Origin of the sequence: Marinobacter excellens LAMA 842 (assembly GCF_001574445.1) — a bacterium.
GTDB classification, from domain to species: Bacteria; Pseudomonadota; Gammaproteobacteria; order Pseudomonadales; family Oleiphilaceae; genus Marinobacter; species Marinobacter shengliensis.
Window position 1 is genome coordinate 141,039 of the sequence record NZ_LOCO01000003.1, and the last position, 22,109, is coordinate 163,147.

At 57.7% G+C, this 22,109-nt stretch carries 22 protein-coding genes, 1 tRNA gene and 1 pseudogene; 10 read left to right on the plus strand and 14 right to left on the minus strand.

Annotation, left to right across the window (positions count from 1 at the left end; translation table 11 throughout):
- The first annotated feature begins 40 nt into the window (after positions 1 to 40).
- Entirely contained in the window at positions 41 to 346 is a 306-nt protein-coding gene (locus J122_RS04235) for a DUF6482 family protein (RefSeq protein WP_061331300.1), read from the plus strand.
- Positions 343 to 798, plus strand: coding sequence for a DUF3429 domain-containing protein (locus tag J122_RS04240; protein ID WP_061331302.1), 456 nt, complete (start codon positions 343 to 345; stop codon positions 796 to 798). Before J122_RS04235 ends, J122_RS04240 begins: the two co-directional genes overlap by 4 nt.
- Positions 799 to 800: 2 nt before the next feature.
- Here the strand turns inward: J122_RS04240 and J122_RS04245 are convergent, their stop codons facing one another.
- From J122_RS04245 to J122_RS04280, 8 genes are all read right to left on the minus strand, one after another.
- Positions 801 to 1,793: an RNA polymerase sigma factor RpoD/SigA gene (locus J122_RS04245; protein WP_061331304.1), complete on the minus strand. Its 993-nt coding sequence runs from the start codon at positions 1,791 to 1,793 to the stop codon at positions 801 to 803.
- A 241-nt stretch (positions 1,794 to 2,034) separates the two neighbouring features.
- Entirely contained in the window at positions 2,035 to 3,486 is a 1,452-nt protein-coding gene (locus J122_RS04250) for an aspartate kinase (RefSeq protein WP_061331306.1), read from the minus strand.
- Between the two features lie 50 nt (positions 3,487 to 3,536).
- Positions 3,537 to 4,805, minus strand: coding sequence for a diaminobutyrate--2-oxoglutarate transaminase (gene ectB / locus J122_RS04255; protein ID WP_061331308.1), 1,269 nt, complete (start codon positions 4,803 to 4,805; stop codon positions 3,537 to 3,539).
- Positions 4,806 to 4,983: 178 nt separating this feature from the next.
- The gene (gene ectA, locus J122_RS04260; RefSeq protein ID WP_061331310.1) at positions 4,984 to 5,499 is read right to left on the minus strand and encodes a diaminobutyrate acetyltransferase; all 516 of its coding nucleotides are present in this window, start codon (positions 5,497 to 5,499) and stop codon (positions 4,984 to 4,986) included.
- A 147-nt stretch (positions 5,500 to 5,646) separates the two neighbouring features.
- On the minus strand, positions 5,647 to 6,603 hold the full coding sequence (locus tag J122_RS04265) for a hypothetical protein (RefSeq protein WP_061331312.1): 957 nt from the start codon (positions 6,601 to 6,603) through the stop codon (positions 5,647 to 5,649).
- 21 nt (positions 6,604 to 6,624) lie between these two features.
- On the minus strand, positions 6,625 to 8,028 hold the full coding sequence (locus J122_RS04270) for a sodium:solute symporter family transporter (protein ID WP_061331314.1): 1,404 nt from the start codon (positions 8,026 to 8,028) through the stop codon (positions 6,625 to 6,627).
- Between the two features lie 283 nt (positions 8,029 to 8,311).
- On the minus strand, positions 8,312 to 9,283 hold the full coding sequence (locus J122_RS04275) for a radical SAM protein (protein WP_061331317.1): 972 nt from the start codon (positions 9,281 to 9,283) through the stop codon (positions 8,312 to 8,314).
- Positions 9,270 to 11,462 (minus strand): FAD-dependent oxidoreductase, encoded by a 2,193-nt coding sequence (locus J122_RS04280; RefSeq protein ID WP_061331319.1) that lies wholly within the window; start codon positions 11,460 to 11,462, stop codon positions 9,270 to 9,272. Before J122_RS04280 ends, J122_RS04275 begins: the two co-directional genes overlap by 14 nt.
- Before the next feature lie 189 nt (positions 11,463 to 11,651).
- On the opposite strand from J122_RS04280, the gene J122_RS04285 reads away from it, so the two are divergent.
- The 3 genes from J122_RS04285 to J122_RS04295 all read left to right on the plus strand — a co-directional run bounded on the left by J122_RS04285 (position 11,652) and on the right by J122_RS04295 (position 13,308).
- Positions 11,652 to 12,272 (plus strand): RNA polymerase sigma factor, encoded by a 621-nt coding sequence (locus J122_RS04285; RefSeq protein ID WP_061331320.1) that lies wholly within the window; start codon positions 11,652 to 11,654, stop codon positions 12,270 to 12,272.
- Positions 12,266 to 12,541, plus strand: a complete 276-nt coding sequence (locus J122_RS04290) for a zf-HC2 domain-containing protein (RefSeq protein ID WP_061331322.1) — start codon at positions 12,266 to 12,268, stop codon at positions 12,539 to 12,541. Before J122_RS04285 ends, J122_RS04290 begins: the two co-directional genes overlap by 7 nt.
- A gap of 95 nt (positions 12,542 to 12,636) precedes the next feature.
- Positions 12,637 to 13,308: a TVP38/TMEM64 family protein gene (locus tag J122_RS04295; RefSeq protein WP_061331324.1), complete on the plus strand. Its 672-nt coding sequence runs from the start codon at positions 12,637 to 12,639 to the stop codon at positions 13,306 to 13,308.
- 78 nt (positions 13,309 to 13,386) lie between these two features.
- Here the strand turns inward: J122_RS04295 and J122_RS24930 are convergent, their stop codons facing one another.
- Entirely contained in the window at positions 13,387 to 13,518 is a 132-nt protein-coding gene (locus J122_RS24930) for a hypothetical protein (protein WP_319822987.1), read from the minus strand.
- 51 nt (positions 13,519 to 13,569) lie between these two features.
- On the opposite strand from J122_RS24930, the gene J122_RS04300 reads away from it, so the two are divergent.
- Positions 13,570 to 14,175: a TetR/AcrR family transcriptional regulator gene (locus J122_RS04300; RefSeq protein ID WP_061331326.1), complete on the plus strand. Its 606-nt coding sequence runs from the start codon at positions 13,570 to 13,572 to the stop codon at positions 14,173 to 14,175.
- 11 nt (positions 14,176 to 14,186) lie between these two features.
- Here J122_RS04300 and J122_RS25995 read toward each other — a convergent pair.
- Both J122_RS25995 and J122_RS04305 read right to left on the minus strand, forming a co-directional pair.
- Positions 14,187 to 14,292: pseudogene (locus J122_RS25995) on the minus strand (UDP-2,3-diacylglucosamine diphosphatase); the annotation flags it as partial.
- 135 nt (positions 14,293 to 14,427) lie between these two features.
- Positions 14,428 to 15,051, minus strand: a complete 624-nt coding sequence (locus J122_RS04305; protein ID WP_061331327.1) for a YbhB/YbcL family Raf kinase inhibitor-like protein — start codon at positions 15,049 to 15,051, stop codon at positions 14,428 to 14,430.
- Between the two features lie 327 nt (positions 15,052 to 15,378).
- Between J122_RS04305 and J122_RS04310 the strand changes: the two genes are divergently transcribed.
- The gene (locus J122_RS04310; RefSeq protein ID WP_061331329.1) at positions 15,379 to 16,689 is read left to right on the plus strand and encodes an NAD(P)/FAD-dependent oxidoreductase; all 1,311 of its coding nucleotides are present in this window, start codon (positions 15,379 to 15,381) and stop codon (positions 16,687 to 16,689) included.
- Positions 16,690 to 16,715: 26 nt separating this feature from the next.
- Here J122_RS04310 and J122_RS04315 read toward each other — a convergent pair.
- Positions 16,716 to 16,789: transfer RNA gene (locus tag J122_RS04315), tRNA-Gly, on the minus strand.
- A gap of 71 nt (positions 16,790 to 16,860) precedes the next feature.
- Between J122_RS04315 and J122_RS04320 the strand changes: the two genes are divergently transcribed.
- The 3 genes from J122_RS04320 to J122_RS04330 all read left to right on the plus strand — a co-directional run bounded on the left by J122_RS04320 (position 16,861) and on the right by J122_RS04330 (position 19,742).
- Complete coding sequence (locus tag J122_RS04320) at positions 16,861 to 18,573, plus strand: potassium/proton antiporter (RefSeq protein ID WP_061331330.1); 1,713 nt, start codon at positions 16,861 to 16,863, stop codon at positions 18,571 to 18,573.
- A 123-nt stretch (positions 18,574 to 18,696) separates the two neighbouring features.
- Positions 18,697 to 19,251: a L,D-transpeptidase family protein gene (locus J122_RS04325; RefSeq protein WP_197463807.1), complete on the plus strand. Its 555-nt coding sequence runs from the start codon at positions 18,697 to 18,699 to the stop codon at positions 19,249 to 19,251.
- A 209-nt stretch (positions 19,252 to 19,460) separates the two neighbouring features.
- Positions 19,461 to 19,742, plus strand: a complete 282-nt coding sequence (locus J122_RS04330; RefSeq protein ID WP_061331332.1) for an Lpp/OprI family alanine-zipper lipoprotein — start codon at positions 19,461 to 19,463, stop codon at positions 19,740 to 19,742.
- Between the two features lie 66 nt (positions 19,743 to 19,808).
- Here the strand turns inward: J122_RS04330 and J122_RS04335 are convergent, their stop codons facing one another.
- Both J122_RS04335 and J122_RS04340 read right to left on the minus strand, forming a co-directional pair.
- Positions 19,809 to 20,594: a slipin family protein gene (locus tag J122_RS04335; RefSeq protein WP_061331333.1), complete on the minus strand. Its 786-nt coding sequence runs from the start codon at positions 20,592 to 20,594 to the stop codon at positions 19,809 to 19,811.
- Positions 20,595 to 20,636: 42 nt separating this feature from the next.
- The gene (locus J122_RS04340; RefSeq protein WP_061331334.1) at positions 20,637 to 22,097 is read right to left on the minus strand and encodes an NfeD family protein; all 1,461 of its coding nucleotides are present in this window, start codon (positions 22,095 to 22,097) and stop codon (positions 20,637 to 20,639) included.
- Between the last annotated feature and the right edge of the window lie 12 nt (positions 22,098 to 22,109).

The window sequence follows — 22,109 nt, forward strand, 5'->3', positions numbered from 1 at the left end:
CACGTAAATCCCTGGGTAACACCATTTCGGGAGCCAATCCGTGCGCATCACCCTCAACCAACTCAGGAACCTCGAGCAGCCGGTTATTGAACTGCTGGAGATCATTTCACTGGAAGGCCAGCATTACATGGCCAGACTGCACGGGCCGGATGGCCTGATGCTGTTGTCTGACGACAAAGGGCAAACACGCCTGTTTCGCAGCGCCTGGCAACTGCAGGACACCCTGAGCGATCTGGACGTGCGTGAAACCCAGATTGTTCACCCGTCCGCCTACCATGAAATGGTGGGCATGGAGCCAACAGAATTCGAACCCATGCGGATACAGGTTCAGAGGCAACGGTCGTGATTGCAGTTGCCCGTCTCGCCATCCTGGTCGGCATAGCCGGCCTGATACCGTTTCTTGCAGGAACCGCCGGCCTGTTTGCAATGCCGGGGAAAAGCATCATCATCCTGAGCTGGTTCTACGCGTACAGTGCGGGCATTCTCGCGTTCATGGCCGGCATTTACTGGACCATCGCACTGCAACTGGAGAACCGCTCCTACCCCCAGTCACCACTGGTGTCGATGTTACTCAGCCAGCTGTTTTTCGTCGCCGCCGGAGTAGGGCTGCTATTACAAACGCCCCACAAGATTGCCCTGTACACCACCGCCTACCTGCTGCTGTACATCGTCGACGCTCGCTGGATGCGGCCCTACTGGCCGGCATGGTATCTGCGACTGCGCCTGGTGCTGACCACCGTGGTACTGGCGTGCCAGGTGACCGTCGGCGTGTGGTTCTATCTTAGTCACGGTGCCTGAGGTCAGGCACCGTTGTTCGGCTCCGAAAACCACTGTTGCAGCTTCTTTAACGCGGTCTTCTCTATCTGGCGTACCCGCTCACGGCTGATTCCCAACTGATCCGACAGGGTTTGCAGCGTCTCCGGTTCGGATACGCCCAGTCCGTAACGTCGGGACAGAATATCCCTCTCCCGCTCAGTCAACTCACCCATCATGGCCTGCAAGGTAATCTGCCGGTCCCGCTGCCGCAGAGGATGGTCTGGAGACATGGTTTCGCCACTGGCCAGGCTGTCGCCCAGGGTAATGGTACCGTCTTCAAGCAAAGGCACATCGGTGGACACTTCCCGGGCGGCCAGCGCTCTCAGTTCGCCGATGCGCGAGGGCGAGGCCTCCATGGCTTTGGCCAGCTCGGTCTGCGATGGCGTGCGCCCCAGGGCCTGGTGTAATCGCATGGAGGTTTTTTGGAGCTGACGTATTTCCTCGACGACGTTCTCCGGTGTGTGCACTACCCGCACGCCACGCTGCAGGCAACGGCGCACCTCCTCGCTGATCCACCAGTAGGCATAGGTTGAAAAACGAAAACCCTTAGCCGGGTCGTATCGTTCAACCGCCTTGATCAAACCCACATTGGCGTCCTGAATCAGGTCTGACATGGGGATACCGTGCTGGTTGTAACGGCGGGCAATGTGCACCGCCAACCTCAGGTTGCACTGAATCAGCCGGCGCCGGCAGGCCATGGCTAGGTGATAGGCCCGGCGACAGCGGCTGGAGAAGGCACAGGCATCACCCAGGCTACCAACCACTTCCCGAAGGGTTTGTGGGGTGTCATCGGGCAAACAGAGTTCCTGGCTGATCACTCTTAAGCTGCGAATCAGCTGCCGCGCCAGACGGCGCTCCGCATCATCGCTGAGAAGTTCATGTCGGGACGCATCCCTGAAGTACAACCCTACCAGGGAATCCCTTTCACCATCGTGGGGAAGAGTCGGAGACGGTCCCTGCCGATCATGTATCTGCATTGGCTAAGGTACCCGTTGAAACTTTGTCGAATATACGGTGAGGTCGGGCGGGCAGATTGCCCTGGAAGGCGTGGAAAACCGAGACAAACGAGCGGGGAGGTGAGGAGATCGGTCACGCCCGGCCATGTTACTTACCCGGTGAAAACACCGGGCAAAACGGCCGACCGGGCGCCCGATCAGGAGGCAAGACGTCCTCCATTACCCACCGGCAAAGCGACCGGTTTTGCCGGTGGGTAATTCTTCAGGTGGTTGAAGCCGCTACAATGGCGTACTCGTGATTGTGGGGTTCAATCAGAGCACCGTGCAGGGCCACAATCGCCTGGTTGTAGTGGTCTTCTTCAATCACAAACTGGATATCCACCTGACGCATGCACTGGTGGATGGCCAACACGCTGATGTCCTGGTCTGCCAATGATTTCACCGAACGGGCCAGGATGCCTGGCACCTTCATATCACTGCCAATGGCAGACACCAGGGCCACTTTGCGGGTACTGATCTCGGCATTGGGGAATTCTTCCTCCAGCGCCTTGACCACACGCTTCACGTGCTTGAGCGTGGTGTCCACATAATGGGTAATGGTGTTGGCGTTGGTGTCCTTGGACATGAAGCGCACCTTGAAGCGGCTGAGCACTTCCAGGATTCGGCGGTCTGAGCCCGGCTCACCCTGCATGTCCTGGTCAAACACCTCAATGGCGAACACGCCCTTGGCACCGGCCACGATTTCCACCTGCGGCTTCTCGCTGACGTAATCGCCAGTGATCAGCGTGCCGGTGTGCTCCGGTTCAAAGGTGTTCATCACCCGCAACGGAATCTCGTTTTGGCGCAGGCCCTTACCGGCACGGGGGTGAATGGCTTCCATACCGAGGTTGGCGAGCTGGTCGGCCACGTCGTAGTTGGTTCGGCCCAGGGGCACCACCTTCTCTTCACCCACAATATTGGGGTCAGCAGAACTCAGGTGGTATTCCTTGTGAATGATCGCTTCACGGGCATTGGTGATTACCGCCACCCGGCTGAAGGTCATTTCACTGTATCCCCGGTCAAAGGTTCGCATCAGGCCTTCCTTGCACTGAGCGTAGCCGGTGACAATCGGCAGTTCGCGAGTCAGGTCAACGCTGTCGAACGCCTGCTTGAGCTTCTGGTCGAGAGGCAGCAGTTCGCTGTCGCGCCAGCCGGTCAGGTCGACAAAGCGCGCATTGATGCCTTCCTGCTGCAATTTCAGGGCGGTGTTGAACGCACTGTGGGCTTCACCGATTCCGGCGAGCATTTCCCGAACGGTCAGCAGATGCTCTTCCAGCTGGAACTGGCCATAGGAACACAGACGCTGGAGGTCGATCAGACAACCCCGCACCCCTTCAATTCGGTCGGTAATGAACTGGTCAGCCTGCTGTTTGAGCATGGGGTCTTCAAACAGTTCGCCGTTGATGTCGGTCAGGAACTGGATCAGTTTGGTGAGGTCGTCGCCCCAGGCCCAGTCTGATTCAGCGTCTGCGAACAGGGCGTATACGCCCGGCTCGCCGGTTTTCTTGTGCTCCAGCAGTTCGTTGGTGACACCACCGTAGGCTGACACCACGAAAATCCGCTGGTAGAGGTCGCTCTTCTTGCGTTTACCAATAATGATATTGTCGCGAACGGCCTCATAATTACTCATTGAGGTACCGCCGATCTTCTCGACGGTATGCTGTGCCGTAGTCATATTTTTGCCTTCGCTATCCTGCGGAATGAATGGTCTGGATGACGGGCGCCTTACGACGCCTCGCTGACACCTTCCTGCATGATTTCATCAACCGACTCGGCCAGCAGGCTGGCTCCCAGGCGCAAGTCCTCCTCGCTGGTGGTCAGCGGCATCAGGCACTTGATGACTTCGTCGTTCGGACCACTGGTCTCGATGATCAGGCCCTTCTGGAAAGCACGCTTGGTAATGGCACCGGTGATGTCCGCATGGGTCGCTTCAATGCCACGCATCAGGCCCCGGCCCTTCATCTTGAACTCACTCGGGTACTTGTCGCAGATCGCTTGCAGGGCGTCGCCCAGCACCTTGGTCTTGGCCTTCACTTCGTTAGCGAAACTGTCGTCTTTCCAGTAGGTTTCTACCGCGGCACGGGCCGTGACAAACGCCATGTTGTTACCACGGAAGGTACCGTTGTGCTCACCGGATTCCCAAACATCCAGCTCCGGCTTGAACAGCACCAGCGCCATCGGCAGACCGTAACCGGACAGCGACTTGGACACGGTCACAATGTCCGGCTTGATGCCAGCAAATTCAAAGCTGAAGAATTCACCGGTACGGCCGTTGCCCGCCTGGATATCATCCAGAATCAGCAGGATATCGTGCTTCTTACACAGGTCAGAAAGGCCTTTGAGCCATTCGGCACGGGCTGCGTTAAGACCGCCCTCGCCTTGAACCGCCTCAACAATCACTGCCGCCGGCAATTCAACACCGGAAGAGCTGTCGGACAGCACCTTGTCCATGATCATCAGGGTGTCGATGTCTTCACCGAGGTAACCATCGTAAAACTGGAAATCAACGCTGCCCAGCGGTGTGCCGACACCACCACGGTGGTGCTTGTTACCGGTTGCAGCAACCGCACCCATGGTGACACCGTGGAAACCGTTGGTGAACGAGATAATACCGGTGCGGCCTTTGACCTTACGGGCCAGCTTCATGGCCGCTTCCACACAGTTGGTGCCGGTGGGGCCAGTGAACTGCATCTTGTAGTCCAGGCCGCGGGGATCCAGGATGTACTTCTTATAGGCTTCCATGAAGTCATGCTTGGCGGTGGTAAACATATCCAGGCCCTGGCTCACGCCGTCCGCTTCGATGTACTCAAGCAGCGCTTTTTTCAGAATATCGTTGTTGTGGCCGTAGTTCAGGGAACCGGCACCGGCCAGGAAGTCCAGGTACTGTTTGCCGTCTTCGGTGTACAGGTGCGCGTTCTTGGCACGGTTAAAAATCACCGGGAAGGCACGGGAATAAACGCGTACTTCAGATTCAGTGGACTTAAAAATTTCCATTGTCTTGCCTCTTAGCATGTCAGGTTCGAGGTAATTGCGCGGGGAGCCTGCTGGTAATACGTGTCGGTCGCAACAAGCCCGCCGTGCGTTGATGTCAGCCCTTTGGCAGGCCCACCTCGGGTAGCCCGCCGGCTGTTTCTAGTCGCTATCGGCGATTCACATTGGTGAATCAGGGCACTCAGACAGGCTTCGTGAAGGGCCCGATGCGCAGCAGGAACTCGGAGTCGTGCTTGCCGCCAAAGTGGGTCTCTTTCTCGAAGTGCTCGTGATAGGTGAGCTCGGCTCCCAGATCACGTGCAAAAGAGCGGAACAGCGCCCAGGAGGCTTCATTGTCTTCGGTAATCGTGGTTTCCAGATGCGTGACATTCTTGCACGCTTCGCGACCCACAATTTCCTTCAGCATCCGCTTGGCGAGGCCCTGTCCACGACCTTTCTCGTGAACCGCCACCTGCCAGACAAACACGGTCTCGGGCTGTTGGGGAGGGATGTATCCGGAGATAAAGCCGACCAGATCGCCGTCCTTCTCCGCCGCCACGCCGGTCTCGGCAAAGTGGCTGCACTGCAACAGGTTGCAGTAAATCGAGTTGGGGTCCAGCGGCGGACATTCCGCAACCAGCTGGTGGAGCCTGAAGCCATCATCCTTGGTAGGTTTGCGCAAGGTGATGGCGGTGGTATTCGATCCTTCTGATGTCATAACGTGATCAATTCGCTTCAAAAGTTAGAGTTGAATTATATAGACCACAAAATATATTTCAAGTCGCCCCCAACAGCCACCAAGAACTACCGGGGTTCGATTCTTTCAGAATAGACCGAATTGAAGCATTCGCCAGTGACAGACTGGTTACGGAATGGAAGGAAAAACCACATTGCCAGGATCCAGACTGGTTCCACCCACCAGGCGGCTCCGATAAGACACTGCCGCAGGCGAGCCTTCCGGCCACAGCCGGTCAAACTGTGACAGCCAGGCATTCACATCGTAAGCCACAGGCATCAGGGAAACGTGCAAACCGGGCCGCGCCAAGCCCGCCACAGGCTCAGAGAAGGGGCTCGTAAAGCCAAGACGGGTAATCAAACCGCGTGGGTCAGAGCGCAGGTTACCCATCCCCGCCGCGCCGTTATTGGTCACCAGGCAAGGGCGCCCATCCACTTCTCCAGACCAGAGAACCGGCAGGCAGGTGTGAGTGCACGCGATCACATCGGCACCGGTGGTGCGAAACCAACTGACCAACTGCCGGTCGTTACCGGCGGTGAATGCTTCATGGGACAACCCCCAGCCCGCCAGCGACTCAGGGTCACCATGCAACACCAAAATCTTTAGGCCTCCAAAGATCAGGCAGCGGTATCTTGGTAATAGCGAGAGTTTCTTTTGGATATCGGGGTGTTGGTCCGCCAGCGCCTGCAGGCGTTCCATCATCTGGTTCGAACGCGCCACCACACCTTGATCCACGTACTCCGGGTAGGCACAACCACAGCCCGCTCCGGCATTGGGAAGCGATAGCTCATAATCCACATTGCCGAGAACCGCGGTATGGTCCAGAACCCGGCTGTTGATCTCCCGGAACAAGGTGTCGTCGGCGTTGAACCAGTTAAAATCGCCATTGAACACCAGTTTGACCCGGTGACCATGGCGCTCCTCCGCCTGCGCCATGGCTTCGATTTCGTCCAGGGCAAAGGGGTTGCCGTACAGCCCGCCGACGATATACAGCACACTCTCGGAGGCATGGGAGGGCTCCCCGCAAAGCGCTTCCGGCCGGTAGCGGTAAGCCAGCGGGCAGCTGCGCCCTTCTGTGTCAGCCATTGCCTGATCCCTCCCGTTTTATCACGCGCCCTCAGCAACCACAGACTTTCCGGCCAGGCGCCGCAGCAGCAAAGGCAGGAAGAAACACGCCGTACAGATCAGAAAGCCGTAGGCATTCACACCCAGCAACATGGCGTAGGCACCATCACCAATCGCCCAGCTGGAGGGAATGAGGCCCGCCGCCAGCAGAACACCCAACCCGAGCCCGGTCCAGAAACTGAGGTGAAAGCTCCAGGGCGACCACTGGGTAAAGCCATAAAACAGGAACACCGGCGCCAGGCCCATCACCATGGTGCCCGAAATAGTTGTGGCCTTGAGGATGTCAGTGCCTGCGAACATCGGTAGATTGCCGAGCAAGGCAAACACAACCATGACCACAGCTCCCATGCGAACACTCGGCAACTTATCCTGAGCACGACGGGCCAGGCGGGGCAGATCCACCGCCAGGGATTTCGCCAGCGAACTGAAGGTGGAATCCAGCGTTGAACCGGCCGAAGTCATCATGATGACGCTCATAAAGAACAACGCCGCCAACCCGAGCGATTGCCCGACGGCGGCCGGCGCATTACCCATGGCTTCAATGCCATTGAGACGCGCATGCACGCCCACCAGACTGAAGATAAACACTGCCACAAAGCCAAGAAGACCCGCGACCACGAAGCTCTTGAGCATGGTCTTTTCCTTGTTCACAAAGCCCCGGTCGGTCAGCACCGGGTCATGGAACGGGTAACTGAACAGCTGCAACAAAGCCACCAGCAGCAGATCGAAGCCGGCGTTCAGGCGGAACTCGCCGTTGGTCAGCAGCGCGCTGGTATCGTTGGCCGGAATAATCAGGAACAACACCGCCCCGACGAAGAACACGAACACAAAGGCCTGAATCACATCGGTAAAGATCGAAGACCGAAGCCCGCCTTTAAGGCTGTACGCCAGGGTAAAAACGGTAAACAGCATCGCCGCAGCGTAGTATTCCCACTCACCAGGCAGGCCGAAATACCCACCGACCACGGCGGTGTTACTCCAGACTTCGTTATACAACCGGATGAGGATCGCCGCCGCAAACGCCAGCGCTGCGAACCGTCCAAACCGGGAGGTCAGGAAATCCTGCAGGCTCCTGGCCCCGGTCTGGGTACGGATCAGGTAGATAACGTAACCCGCCACCGGAATCGACAACCAGTAACTGGCGTAGGCCAGGCCACCGACCACGCCATAAGCGGCGCCGAGGTTGGCGGCGTTGGTCACCGATTTGGCAAAGATCCAGCTGATAAAGATACTCGCCGTGAGCGACCACTGGCCCACCGGGTTGCCGTGGTCATCTGCGCCTTTGTAAAACGAATTGGCGTTCTTGCTCTTGGGCGACAGCACGTACATAACCACGCCGTAGACCAACAGAAATCCCCAGAACAGGGAGGCTTCAGTAAAGTTCATTTTTTTATTCCATTGTTTTGGTGCAGGTCATTGAGCGGTGGAGGGGGTTCCAAAACGAAAATCGTGGATTTTCTAATGGTTTTGGAACCCCCTCCACCGCTCAACGCCCCCGACATCGATAACAGCTTTCCGGTACACCACCGGTATTCAACAAGGCTGTTGGGGTTGGGGGATGCCCTCCAAAACCATTAAAAAATCCACGATTTTTGTTTTGGAGGGCATCCCCCAACCCCAACAGCCGTAACTCCAAAGCTCCAGAACCCCAGAACTCCGAAACAAGACATCAACCGGGCGCCGAACAACTAGCCCCAAACCGGTAACAGGAAAAACACCGGTGATGCCGCAACATAATCCGCTCGTCCATGCTCTCAGCCAGCGTGCCGCCCAAGTCGTACTGCGGGTCATCATCCACCAGCGTGCAGGCATACACCCGAACCTGATCGCCCTTCTTCACCAGCATCCGCGTGTAGGTGCACATGAAGTGGGAACGGGCCTCTTTGGTCGGGTACTTCTCCATGCAAGTCTCGGTAATCTCCGGGCTGCCGTCTTCAGATCCCGGCGTGCCCAGGTCCGGAAACGCGGTAAACGCCAGGTTCTCCGGAATGTTCCACTGACGGAAAATCTCACGGAACGCGGCTTCCACCTCCACCGGGTTTTCGCCGGGGTCGGTCTGCCGGGCGATGGACACCTTGAAACCTTGTTCGATCAGCCATTGGATACCGTCCAGTGCCTGGGCAAAGCTGCCTTCGCCGCGATCTTTGTCGTGCCGTGCGCGATCCGGAAAATCCAGGCTGACCCGGAAGTGAATCGGGTAGGGGTTGTCCAGTAACGGCAACACCTGGTGTTGCCGTTTATGCAGCGGCTCGGTGGCGTTGGTCAGCACAAAACAGGGCCGGTGCTGGCTGGCGTAATCCAGGATATTCACGAAATCCCGGATCACGAACGGCTCTCCGCCGGTGAAGGAGAACTGCTCCACGCCCATGTCGATGGCTTCGTGGATAAACGGTTTCACATCGCTGAGCTTCATGCCCGGAATGCGACCATCGCCGGGGTGTGAACCTTCCAGGCAGAAGGGGCAGGCCAGGTTGCAGGCGGTGCCCGTGTGAATCCACAGCTCCTTGAGCTTGTCCGCGTCGATGTATCCCCGGGGGTCGCCGTTGCGGGTGTGGGTCCAGCTGTCGAATGCCCGGGGTTCCAGCACTTCCACGGCCGGAATGCGTTTACTGCGTGCCGGTCGGGTTTCAGTCAGGGGCATAGGTGCTCCTCAATGCTTTTGTATTTTTGCCACCACGGCGCCAGCCGTGGAGCTTCTCCAGCAGCCTCAGAATGCCTTCGGGCGCATGGGCCCGCTTCCATTCACCCGCCGCGTACTTGGCTGACTCGTTCCAGGTGGGGTACGGGTGAATGGTGCCCAGAATCTTGTTCAGCCCCAGGCCATGTTTCATCGCCAGCGTGAACTCGGCAAGAATTTCTCCTGCATGGGCACCCACCACCACGGCCCCCAGAATCTTGTCTTTGCCCGGCGGCGTGAGCACCTTGATGAAGCCGTGGTCTTCGCTCTCGGCGATGGCTCTGTCCAGATCGTCCAGGGCATAGCGAGTCACCTCGTAGGCAACCCCTTGCTGCTGAGCCTCCGCTTCACTCAAACCAACCCGGGCCACTTCCGGAGAGGTAAACGTCACCCAGGGCATTACCCGGTAATCCACCTTGAAGCGCTTGAACTGGCCAAACAGACCGTTCACCGCCGCGTACCAGGCCTGATGGGCGGCCGCATGGGTGAACTGGTACGGGCCGGCCACGTCGCCGCAAGCAAACACGTTGGGATAACGCAAGCTCATGTCGTCTTCCACCGGCACAGTTCCGTTCGGCAAGGTGTCCACGCCAATCGCTTCCAGGTTCAGGCCGGAGGTATTCGCCGCGCGCCCCACCGCCACCAAAACTTGATCAAAGGGAAGCCGTATTGTCTCGCCTTCATAATCGCAATAGGCGACCTTCTCTCCATCCTCTATACGAAACTCGGCAGCGGAATGTTTCAACCGGACGTCAATTCCGTCGGATTCAAACTGTTTGAGTACCAGCTCCGAGACATCAGCATCTTCTTTTGCCAGCAATCGCTCGCCTTTTTCCACCTGGGTCACATGGCAGCCAAGCCGGGCGAACGCGTGCGCCAGTTCCGAGCCAATGGGGCCACCACCGAGCACGAGCAGGCGTTGCGGTTGCTCCTCCAGTTCCCACAAATTATCGGAGGTCAGCGGCTGCATGTCGTTCAGGCCGGGAATGGGTGGCACGGCAGGTTTGCCACCGGTGGCGACGATGATGCTGCGGGCAGTGAGGCGTTCGGTGCGGCCATCATTGTGTTTCACCTCCAGCTCCCAGGGCGACACGAAACTCGCCTCGCCGGAAATGCAGTCCACACCCAGCTTCCGATAGCGTTCCGGGGAATCGTGGGGCTCCACTTTTGCGATGACATCCTTGACCCGATTCATGATGTTCTTGAACGAGCCTTTTACCGGCACCGACTCCAGCCCGTAACGATTGGCATGGCGCAGGGTATCCGCCGCCTTGGCACTGCGGATCAAAGCCTTGGAAGGCACGCAGCCGGTGTTCAGGCAGTCGCCGCCCATTTTGTGCTTTTCAATCAGCGCCACTTTGGCCTTCACCGCGGCCGCAATGTAGGCCGACACCAGCCCGGCCGAACCACCGCCGATCACTAGCAGGTTGTAGTCGAAATGATCCGGCTTCTGCCAGCCGGCATAGACCTTGCGGCGGCGGATAAAGCCCACCACAAACTTGGCGATCAGCGGGAACAGCCCCAACAGGGCAAAGGACAGCAGCAGGTTGGCCGACACAATGTCACCGGTGGACTGGATCTGACCCAACTGGGTGCCGGCATTCACATAAACAAAAGTGCCCGGCAACATGGCAATCCAACTCACCAGAGCATAGGTGCGCAGCTTCATCGCGGTCAGGCCCATGGCCAGGTTGATCAGGAAGAAGGGGAACACCGGCACCAGGCGCAGGGTGGCCAGATAAAAGGCGCCGTCTTTCTCGATGCCACGGTCCATTTTGGATACGGTTTCCGCGTAGCGCTTACGCAGGGTATCCCGCATCAGGAATCGGGCAACCAGAAAGGCCAGGGATGCGCCCACGGTCGACGCAATGGAGACCGCCGCCAAACCGTAAAGGTTGCCGAAGAAGGCTCCGCCGGCCAGAGTCATGATGGTGGCTCCGGGCAGAGACAGGGCAGTCACAACCACATAGATAACCGCGTAACCTGTGACGGCCAATACCAGATTCTGGTCAATCCACTGCCCGATGGCACTCTGGTGCGACTGCAGGTTTTCCAGAGTCAGAAGTTTGTGACCGTCGAGTCCGAGAAAGCCCCCCACGATGACGGCGATAATCAGAAGAAGTAAAAGCTTGCTGCGATTCATATCCATGCCTGTAAGAATTGAATAAACCAATACGCTGTTATAGCCAAGACACGATCACCGGCTGGATGTTACACCGCCCCTGAACTATTATTTTTGAGCATTCGCTACAGAATACCGGAACTTTTACCGATTCCGAAACACTATACAAAGACAAACAGCCATACTGACAGCAACAAGGGACGGAAACCCATGGACACAGCGGCACGCCCTGAAGTTGAAACATCACTGATCGACGACCTCAAGCAGGGCGAGCCCAGCGCCTATCGCCGGGCAGTACGTGAATACTCACCGGGCATGCTCGCCGTGGCCCGGTTTTACCTGGACCACTCCAGCGCGGAAGAGGTTGTCCAGGACTGCTGGGTAACCGTGATAGACGCTATCCAGAAGTTTGAGGGCCGTTCTGGCCTGAGAACCTGGCTGCACCGCATCGTTGCCAATCGGTGCAAAAACAAACTGCGCTCAAGCAATCGGGAAGTGGCCACGGATTTCTCGGAAAGCCTGGAACCGGAACTGGCCGACCGTTTCAACGCCAAAGGTCGTTGGGACCTGCCCCCAAAGCTTCAGTTCCATGACTCAGCCGACAATCTGATGGAAAATGGTGCCCTCAGCGATTGCCTGGACAAACATTTGTCCGCCCTGCCGGAAACCCAGCGTTCAGCGCTTATGCTCTATGAAGCCCACCAGCACAAATCGGATGATGTCTGTAACATTCTGGATGTCAGTGCCTCTAACCTGCGTGTGCTGATACACCGAGCGAGGCAGAAGATCTTTCTCATGGTGGAGACTTTCCAGGAGACCGGCGAATGTTAATGTGCAGGGGCCTGGCCGAAATCGCCAGTGATTACATCGATGGCGAACTCAGCGGCCGCCAGAATCTGACGGTGAAAATGCACCTGATGATGTGCAAGGACTGCCGGACGTTTATTGGCAATTTGAGGGCCAGTAACAACCTGCTGAGGGCGCACTCCTCGGGGCGCGCAGACGAGGAATTCCTTCGCCGGATTGATGAGCGGGTTTCCGAGGCTCTGAAGACTCAAGCCACAGGCCCAAACGACTCGAACGACACGCCTCAGTCATAGTGATATCCTAGGTTTCACTGATACGACACGCTCTTGCTTGAGTAATAAGCCCCGTTATCCCAGAGCTAACCCGCCACTTCCTTGAAGGTTGTTCAATGACTCTCAGAATCACAATTCTGGTCGTGGTTCTTGTTGCGCTGACAGCATCCTGGTGGTTGTTACAGAACCTGGGTATGCCAACGAACCTTTCTCCGGATGTACTGTCCGCCTGGCTTGGTAGCCAAGGCGCAATCGGTCCTCTCCTGCTGATGATGTTGATGATCATCGCGGTGGTGGTGGGCCCCATCCCAACCCTACCTGTCAGCGCAACCGCCGGACTTGCCTTCGGCGTTGTGTGGGGCACAGCGATCGCGGCGACCGGCGCGCTGGTCGGCGCCATGGCGGCCTTCTGGATTGCCCGAAGCCTTGGCCGCGATGCCATCTGCAAACGGTTCCCCGACAACCCCGTGCTGGCTCAGGATGGGTCTCAGCGTTTTCTGACCATCGCAATTCTGCTGACCCGGCTGATTCCTGTATTTTCCTTTGCTTTGATCAGCTATGCCGCCGGCGTTACTGCCATTAAAGCCTGGCGTTTTGCCATCGCGACTCTGCTCGGCATGCTCCCGATGACAGTGGTCTTCGCCGGGCTGGGGAACACCTTTAGGCTAAATCCCATACTGACCGTGCTGGCCGGCGCTGCAATTCTGGCCGCCATGGTATGGTTACCCTGGTCGATCAGCCGACGCCCCGGCTCAAGGCTGGCCCGTTGGCTGCAACTAAATCAATAACAACAAAAGGGTGGGCCCAGCCTCACCATCCCTGACTTCTGGCTGGACTCTCCAGTCTGCGGGCGTAATCAAGGTAGTTCAATTGAAACGGCCATCTACCGGCTTGTTGGCGATGTGATTGATGTAGTTACTCATGATTTTCTGGGACAACGTCATGACCACTTTCAGTACGTGCCGGTTACGGTAGCTCAGCTGTTTTTGATCAGTCACTCAAGCTATAATTGAGTGAACATTCAAAGCTCACACGAAGGCGGTGTTGTTATGCCAAGACCTCCAAGCTATGACCGGGATACAGCCCTGGCCAAGGCCGTCAGTCTGTTCTGGCACAAGGGCTATCACGGCAGTTCAATGAAGCAGATTGAGCAGGCGCTGGATATGCGCCCGGGCAGCATCTACGCCACGTTTGGCAGTAAAGATGGCCTGTTTTCTGAAGCCCTGGCCAGTTACGCCCAACAGGGCGGGGTTGATCTTTCAGAGCACATGGCCGGCTATGACAGCATTGTCGAAGGGTTGCAGGCGTATCTTCGGAAAATCGCGAGCAGCTGCACAGACGTTGACTGCGCCCCCGCACGCGCCTGCCTGATCGTGAAAACCCTGCTGGAGGCCAGCAGCACCAACCCGGCACTGTATTCACAGGCCCAGAGTGTGCTGGCCGCTATTGAAACGTCCTTTGCCGAGCTGCTGGAAAGTGCGAGGACTCAGGGAGAAATTGCCGCCAAAACCGATTGCCGGCGGCTGGCGAGGCTGCTTCAGAGCCAGATTATGGGGCTGCGCTCCATGGCTGAGCGCAACCTGTCGGCCACCGAGCTGGAGCAGCTCGGCGACGACATGGCGGCGATTCTGGAAGCTTATAAAGCACAGAACTGAACAACAGCCTGGCGTCTGGCAGCGAACGTTGTTGAGGAAATCCAGCAGGTAGTCGGCCTGGCAATCGGCCGTTCCCAGATGAACGTCGGAAATGAATACGCTGCGATACGCTCGCATGTTGCCTCCCGTGGTGTCAGGCCTGCCTTCGGTTTCCTGTAACAACCTTGGCAAGCTCCGGTGACACCCGGGTGACAATGGCAAGTCAGTTTTATGAAGCCGGGCGCTAAACCATCAGCCCGGCAACCAACGGCATTAACGCAGGTCCGGATTCAGGGTGTAAGTGCCGGTCACCCGCGCACTGGCCAGCACGTGCCCGGCCATGGCCTGGCGTACATCGTTGCCGTCAAATTCACCCTCCAGCCCCAGGCTTTCGACATCCAGCGCGTGCACTTCAAAATGGTAGTGGTGGATGATCTCGTCGTTCCAGGGCGGGCAGGGGCCGTCATATCCGGCATAGGTGCCCGCCATGTCCGGGTTGCCGGCAAGGAACTGGGTGTAATTATTCACGCCCCGAACGCCAATCGGACCCGGCCCATGGTCCTTGCCCTTGGGCAACACGCCGTCACTGTCCTCGCCTTCCGGGATGCGGCCGATATTGGCTGGAATGTCTGTCAGCAACCAGTGGAAGAAATCCACCCGGGGCAGGTCGGCGGGCACCGTTTTGCCTTCCTGATTCACATCATCGGCTACGCTGGGCACGTCCGGGTCAAACATCATCACCACAAAACTCTTCGTACCCTCCGGTGCCCCAGACCAGACCAACTCGGGGTTTCGGTTGGGGCCAAAGCTCATGTGGTCCTGCTCGCTGAAAACCCCAAAGGCAAACTTCTCTGGAATGGGTTGTCCCTCTTCTACACCACGAACCTCTAGTTTCACGATCGTCTCTCCTGTCGAGCGGCTTTTGATTAATTCAGCCATCGCCGAATGATACGGGACCGGCCGGTGTTCCGGTTTTATCAACCACGTCAGGTCTTTGTCCAGATTAGCAAACTAGCGGCGGAAAACACGGCTTCTGCGCTCAGGTGTAACCCAAAGCACCCGCCAGGCAACACTTCTGTCCAATTGTCATCCCGGGCCGTCAACGTTAGTATAACGGAGTTAGCAGCCTACCTTTTGTGTTCACAGGTCAGACTGATCAGAGCAGACAGCCAAGCGTTTTCCCGCGAGAGCGCTTGGCTCTCATCTTCTGAAGGTCTGACTGTTATGGAAAACCTGCATCACATTGTCGTCGTCGGCGGTGGCGCCGGAGGCCTGGAACTGGTCACCAGCCTCGGCAACAAACTCGGCAAGAAGAACAAGGCTCGCATCTCCCTGGTCGACGCCGGCTTGACCCACGTCTGGAAACCTCTGCTGCACGAAGTGGCCTCCGGCTCACTGGACGCCAGTGCCAACGAAATTAATTACCGGGCCCACGCACGGAAACATCACTATGAATTTCAGCTGGGGCGCATGAACGGCCTTGATCGGGCGGCCAAGGAAATCATCATCGCGCCGTTCCTGGACGAAGAGGGCCACGAGGTGGTGCCCGAGCGTCGGATTCAATACGACACCCTGGTGATCGCCGTGGGCAGTACAGCCAACGATTTTGGCACACCCGGCGCCCAGGAACACTGCCTGTTTCTCGACAGCCTCAGGCAAGCAAGGCGATTCCATAACCTGATGCTCAACGCCTTCCTGCGCAAGAACCACGAGGCCAATCAGGGCAAACCCCATACTCTGAACATCAGCATCATCGGCGCTGGCGCCACGGGTGTGGAGCTGGCTGCCGAGCTGCGACTGGCATCCAGGGAATTGCCGGTCTACGGCATGAACCACCTGCAGTCCTCGGATGTTTCCATCAGCGTGATCGAAGCGGCAGACCGGATTTTGCCGGCCCTGCCCGGGCGCCTGTCAGCGGCAGCCACCCGTGAACTGGAACGCCAGAAGGTGAAAGTACTGACCGGGCAGCCAGTCAGCGAAGTGCGCGAAAACAGCCTGGTCATGAAAGACGGCACCGAATTGCCATCCGAAATGACCATCTGGGCCGCGGGCATCAAGGCCCCCCCGTTTCTGGCGGAACTCGGCGGCCTGGAAACCAATCGCAGCAATCAGCTGTTGGTGAAGCAAACCCTCGAAACCACACGGGATACCGACATCTTTGCCTTCGGTGATTGCGCAGCCTGCCCGCAGCCCGATTCCGACCATCCCGTGCCACCACGGGCCCAGGCCGCCCATCAGCAGGCCGATGCCCTGTTCAAGACGCTGTGCAACCGCCTGGAAGGCAAAGACCCAGTGGCCTTTGTCTACAATGACCATGGCTCACTGATCAATTTCAGCCGTTACACCACTGTCGGTAACCTGATGGGCAACTTGTCAGGCCGAAGTATGTATATCGAGGGCAAGGTCGCACGGCTATTCTACGTATCGCTGTATCGAATGCACCAGGTCGCCCTGCACGGGTTTGTGCGCACGGGCATTATCTGGCTGATGGACAAGATCAGCCGAGCGATGCATCCTCGCCTGAAGTTGCATTGAGCGAACCACTGCTTAGCGTGTGAGGCTGGAGCGGGCGATGGGAATCGAACCCACGTCGTAGGCTTGGGAAGCCTCTGCTCTACCATTGAGCTACGCCCGCCTGCATAATGATTGCCACAGCAATATAGGCCCGGACCAGCGTCCGGGCAAGTCCCTTTGGTCAGGAGTCTGATGGATCCCACGTTTACTCTGATTGGCGCCTTGATGCTTGTGTTCAGCATCGTTCTCAGCCCGCTTTCAAGCAGGGTCGGCATGCCGGTGCTGCTGGTTTTTCTGGCTGTTGGCATGATGATGGGCGAAGACGGACCGGGCGGCATCCAGTTCAATAACTTTGAGCTGGCTTTTCTTATCGCCAATCTTTCACTGGCCGTTATCCTGCTGGATGGCGGCATGCGCACCCGGGTAGAGACCTTCCGGGTAGGTCTGCGGCCAGCCCTGGTACTTGCCACCCTTGGCGTTGCCCTGACCGCGGGTGGCGCGGCCATCGTGGCATGGTGGGTATTCGATTTGCATTGGATGATGGCTTTGTTGATCGGGGCCATTATTTCCTCAACCGATGCCGCCGCTGTCTTTTCTCTGCTGCAGGGCCGGGGCCTGCACCTGAACGAGCGGGTCAGTGCCACCCTTGAGATCGAATCTGGCAGTAACGACCCGATGGCCATTTTCCTCACCCTGATGCTGGTGACCTTGATTGGCCAACATGAGCAGGGGTCCATTCTCTCGGGCCTGATCATGCTGGTACAACAGTTCGGCATCGGCGCCGCAGCCGGCGTTCTGGGTGGCTTTCTGGTGGTGGAACTGGCCAATCGGATGCGCCTGACCCCCGCGCTGTACCCCCTGCTGGTGGGTGCGGCCGGCATTTCGGTGTTTTCAGCCACCAACGCTGTCGGAGGCAGCGGATTCCTCGCCATTTACCTGTGCGGTGTGGTCATTGGAAACCGTCATGTCCGGATGATGCCGATGATTCTTCAGGTGCACGACGGCATGGCCTGGCTGGCACAGCTGTGCCTGTTCCTGATGCTCGGCCTGCTGGTGAGCCCATCAGACCTGATCCCCCTGGCAGGCGCCGGTTTGGTGCTGGCTCTGGCGCTTATCTTTGTTATTCGGCCATTAACCGTGCTGATCACGCTCTGGCCATTCGGCTTCAACCGGCGGGAGCTGGGCTTTATCAGCTGGGTGGGCCTGCGAGGCGCGGTGCCCATTGTTTTGGCGCTGTTCCCGATCATTGCCGACCTGCCGGATGCGCAACTGGTGTTCCATGCGGCGTTCTTTATCGTTCTGGTGTCGCTGATTGTGCAGGGCACCACCATGGCACCTCTCGCCCGCAAGTTGCGGCTTGAAGTTCCCGCTGGCGAAGATCCCTACCGTCGGCTACCACTGGATGCACCTGCCGCTGGCGACCATGAGCTGATGCTGTTTCCGCTCCGGGGAAAGGGTTGGGACAAGCCCAGAGCCCTTGGCCAGCTGCGCCTGCCGGAAAACACCGCCGTGGCCGGGGTGTTTCGCGACCGCAAGTGCCTTCAGCCCACAAAGGACCTCGAAGTGACCGCCGGCGATATGTTGGCCATGTTCGCCACGCCGTCGGTTCTACCCGATCTCGGCAAGGCATTGAGCGGGCGGCAAGCTCCGAAACACCTGGCAGAGCGAGCCTTCTTCGGCGACTTCGTGCTGAACGGAGATGCCCTGCTCGGCGATGTGGAACAGGTCTATGGTATCGAGTTCGACGAGTTGCCTCCCGAGTTGTCGCTGGCCGAGTGTTTCGCCAAACGCACCAAGGGGCATCCAGTTGTTGGCGACACCGTCATATTGGGGCCAGTAACGCTCGTGGCCCGGGCCACCGAAGCCGACCGGGTAACCAAGGTTGGCCTGAAAATGGATGCGTGACGCCCGTCCGGTTTGTGCAGGAAAACCAAAAACCGTAACAAAACCCCTTATCAATCCCCTTGCTGGCTATGTTATAAACACACGTGAACAAAGTTTAACCATCCAGCGACCTGTGCCAGCATCATGATCTTCAGAGTTTTTCTATCACTGTTAGTTGTCTTATTGCCTGCCATGGCCAGTAGCTCGGAGTTGCTGGCCCGGGCTGATACACGCATGGCCATGCCTGGCAGCGAACCAACGCTGGAAGACCACCTGAACATCACCAAGGTTCTGGTGCGCAAAAGTGAGCGCAGGCTTTATCTGTTGAGCGGTGAGCACAAGGTGCGCAGCTATCGGATTTCACTGGGAGGCAATCCGGTAGGACACAAGCTGTATGAGGGTGACAAGCGAACGCCAGAAGGGGATTACATTCTCGATTGGCGCAACGCGAACAGCGATTTCTACAAGTCCATCCATATATCCTACCCGAACGCCCGTGACCGGGAGCTGGCCGAAGCCTGGGGGCTCAATCCCGGCGGCAGCATCATGATCCACGGACTGCCCAACGAAGCGGGCGACCTTGCCTTCGCGTATACCGGCCTGGACTGGACCGAAGGCTGTATTGCGGTCACCAATGAAGAGATGGATGAGATCTGGGCACTGGTCGATAACGGCACCCCCATTCGGATTCTTCCCTGATCGCAGAACCCACCCCGTTCATGACGGGAGTATTAAGTTGTTGTCATAGCCTAAGAAAATTTACGTATCCTTAGTTAACATTTTGTCTCTGAGTGTTTTACACTGTTTGACGACTCCGGTAGTCAACGCCTATCGGGCTTAGCTGACAGGAAGTCGTCTTAATGACTTCTGGATCACAGGAAATAAAACGACCAATAAGGGGATTTACCATGCGTAAACTGACGATCGCCGGGTTTGCAATGGCCGCTGCTCTGACTGCAGGCTGTGCCACCACTGAGCAGGGCGCTATCGACGAGGCCAATGCGACTGCAAGCTCCGCCGAGCAAACTGCTAACAACGCTCTGAACACTGCTAACAGCGCTGCAAGCTCCGCTCGCACTGCTCAGCAGACTGCTGAAGAAGCCCTGGCTGCTGCCCGTGCTGCTCAGAAGTCCGCTGACGAAGCGAACGAGCGCGCCAAGCGCATGCTCGAGCGTGCCAGCCAGAAGTAAGGCTGCCGTTTAGCAAAAAAGGCCGGTTCAACCGGCCTTTTTTGTGCTCGCTCAAAATGTTTTGTCTTACCCCTCCGGGTTGCCGGAAGCCTTCTGTTGCTGGTTTTGCATAAAGGTTTTCATCATGTCCATCGGTAGCGGGAACACAATCGTGGAGGAGTTGTTGTTGCTCATGTCTGACAGGGTCTGCAGATAACGCAACTGCATGGCGCCGGAATTCACAGACATCACCTCTGCGGCCTCGACCAGCTTTTTGGAAGCCTGCAATTCGCCCTCTGCGTGAATGATCTTGGCGCGACGCTCGCGCTCTGCCTCTGCCTGGCGGGCAATCGCACGAATCATCGACTCATTCAGGTCAACGTGTTTGATTTCCACATTGGCCACCTTGATACCCCAATCCTCGGTCTGGGAATCAATGATTTCCTGAATATCCGAATTCAGCTTGTCTCGCTCAGACAGCATTTCATCGAGATCGTGTTTGCCGAGCACAGAGCGCAAGGTTGTTTGCGCCAACTGGCTGGTAGCAGCGCCATAGTCTTCGACCCGGATAATCGCCTTCTCGGGGTCAACCACGCGGAAGTACAGCACTGCATTTACTCTGACCGTCACGTTGTCTTTGGAAATAACATCCTGGCTTGGGACATCCAGGGTGATCACCCGCAGATCCACCCGGACAATTTGCTGAATTCCGGGGATGACGATGATCAGGCCGGGGCCTTTGACACCCTGAAAGCGGCCCAGGAAAAACACCACACCGCGCTCGTATTCCGGCAGGATCTTGATGGCGGAACCGAGAATCAGAAGCAGCACCACAGTCGGTGCAATATAGGGAATAATGTCACCCAGGTTCATACGGCCTCCTTGATTTGCCGTTGGTTAGTACGAATTGCTCGTTCAATGACCTTGATCAGAATCAGGCCTGGCTTCAACCAGAAGGGTCAGCCCCTCCATACCGTTTACCTGCACCTGCGTGCCCTTGGTGATCTGATGCGGACAACGGGCATTCCAACGCTCCCCACTGACTCGGACATGGCCCTTGTAGCCGTCATAAGAAGATTCAAAGTCGTCCAGTGCCACGCCTTTTTCCTCAGCCATGTGTTCGCTGCCACTGACCGGCGTACGGCGTCGCAAACCGATGAAGCGGGTAACCGTCCAGAGAATAAACCCGCCCGCCACAACAGCCGTGCCGCCAACGGTGGGCAATGAGATATCCGAGTGGCTGCCATCCATCAGAATCACCGATCCCGTGACAAAGGCGACTATGCCACCGACACCAAGAATGCCGAAACTAGGCATGAAGGCTTCCCCCACGATGAACGCCAGCCCCAATAGGATCAAGGCAAGGCCGGCGTAATTCACCGACAACACCTGAAATGCAAACAACGCGAGTATCAGACAGATAGCACCGATCACCCCGGGGAACACGGCACCGGGATTCGACAGTTCAAAGATAATGCCGTAGAAACCGATGATCATCAGGAAATAGGCGACGTTCGGATCGGTGATCACCGACAGTAACCGGGTTCGCCAATCCGGTTCTGAACGGACCAGTTCCAGGTCCGCCGTGACCAGCTCCCGCTCGCCGGTGGCCATCTGCACGGTGCGACCATCAATGGCCTCCAGCAATTCGCGGAGGTTAGGCGCCACGACATCGATAACATTCAGTTCCAGCGCCTCGGTTGCGCCGAGGTTGACGGCTTCGCGGACGGCCTCTTCCGCCCAGTCGGCATTCCGACCATGGCGCTCGGCCAAGCCACGGATATAACTGACGGCATCCTCCAGAACCTTACGCTCCATCGCCGTGTCGCCCCGGCGTTTCTGTGGTTCGGCGGCCGAGTCGTCGGCACTGGTCTCTGAAGCTTCGTCGTCCCCGGCGGGCTGCTCCGGTTCTTGCTCTGGCGAGCCTGGCAGGCCGCCCATCTGAACCGGCGTTGCCGAACCGAGGTTGGTGGCGGGCGCCATAGCCGCAATATGACTGCCGTAGAGGATGAAGGTACCGGCACTGGCGGCGCGGGCGCCCTGGGGTGACACGTAGGTTGCCACCGGCACCTCGGAGGCGAGGATGGTTTTGATGATTTCCCGCATGGAATCCATCAGGCCACCCGGCGTATCCATTTCCAGAATGACCAGGCCAGCATTCTCCTGCTCGGCCCGTCTGATGCCACGGGTGACATAATCCATTGTGGCCGGGCCGATAGCACCCTCGACCGTCAATACCAGTGCCGTTCTCGGCGTGTCCTGCTGGGCAATTGCCTGCCAGGAAGCCCCGATCAGTCCCAGCAGCCCTCCCAGGAAAAAAATCAGGGACCAGAGGGGCAAGCGGAGGTTCTGACGTTGCATCGGGTTTGGCGTCATGGCGATCTCCCA

What these genes read in the sequence shown, in the direction of transcription:
- J122_RS04280 (WP_061331319.1), bottom strand. Translation starts at nt 11,462, where the DNA reads ATGAATCGCAGCAAGCTTTTACTTCTTCTGATTATCGCCGTCATCGTG.
- ectB (WP_061331308.1), bottom strand. Translation starts at nt 4,805, where the DNA reads ATGGAAATTTTTAAGTCCACTGAATCTGAAGTACGCGTTTATTCCCGT.
- J122_RS04330 (WP_061331332.1), top strand. Translation starts at nt 19,461, where the DNA reads ATGCGTAAACTGACGATCGCCGGGTTTGCAATGGCCGCTGCTCTGACT.
- J122_RS04265 (WP_061331312.1), bottom strand. Translation starts at nt 6,603, where the DNA reads ATGGCTGACACAGAAGGGCGCAGCTGCCCGCTGGCTTACCGCTACCGG.
- J122_RS04335 (WP_061331333.1), bottom strand. Translation starts at nt 20,594, where the DNA reads ATGAACCTGGGTGACATTATTCCCTATATTGCACCGACTGTGGTGCTG.
- J122_RS04340 (WP_061331334.1), bottom strand. Translation starts at nt 22,097, where the DNA reads ATGACGCCAAACCCGATGCAACGTCAGAACCTCCGCTTGCCCCTCTGG.
- J122_RS04325 (WP_197463807.1), top strand. Translation starts at nt 18,697, where the DNA reads ATGATCTTCAGAGTTTTTCTATCACTGTTAGTTGTCTTATTGCCTGCC.
- J122_RS04290 (WP_061331322.1), top strand. Translation starts at nt 12,266, where the DNA reads ATGTTAATGTGCAGGGGCCTGGCCGAAATCGCCAGTGATTACATCGAT.
- J122_RS04320 (WP_061331330.1), top strand. Translation starts at nt 16,861, where the DNA reads ATGGATCCCACGTTTACTCTGATTGGCGCCTTGATGCTTGTGTTCAGC.
- J122_RS04300 (WP_061331326.1), top strand. Translation starts at nt 13,570, where the DNA reads ATGCCAAGACCTCCAAGCTATGACCGGGATACAGCCCTGGCCAAGGCC.
- J122_RS04245 (WP_061331304.1), bottom strand. Translation starts at nt 1,793, where the DNA reads ATGCAGATACATGATCGGCAGGGACCGTCTCCGACTCTTCCCCACGAT.
- J122_RS04295 (WP_061331324.1), top strand. Translation starts at nt 12,637, where the DNA reads ATGACTCTCAGAATCACAATTCTGGTCGTGGTTCTTGTTGCGCTGACA.
- J122_RS04270 (WP_061331314.1), bottom strand. Translation starts at nt 8,028, where the DNA reads ATGAACTTTACTGAAGCCTCCCTGTTCTGGGGATTTCTGTTGGTCTAC.
- J122_RS04285 (WP_061331320.1), top strand. Translation starts at nt 11,652, where the DNA reads ATGGACACAGCGGCACGCCCTGAAGTTGAAACATCACTGATCGACGAC.
- ectA (WP_061331310.1), bottom strand. Translation starts at nt 5,499, where the DNA reads ATGACATCAGAAGGATCGAATACCACCGCCATCACCTTGCGCAAACCT.
- J122_RS04250 (WP_061331306.1), bottom strand. Translation starts at nt 3,486, where the DNA reads ATGACTACGGCACAGCATACCGTCGAGAAGATCGGCGGTACCTCAATG.
- J122_RS04275 (WP_061331317.1), bottom strand. Translation starts at nt 9,283, where the DNA reads ATGCCCCTGACTGAAACCCGACCGGCACGCAGTAAACGCATTCCGGCC.
- J122_RS04310 (WP_061331329.1), top strand. Translation starts at nt 15,379, where the DNA reads ATGGAAAACCTGCATCACATTGTCGTCGTCGGCGGTGGCGCCGGAGGC.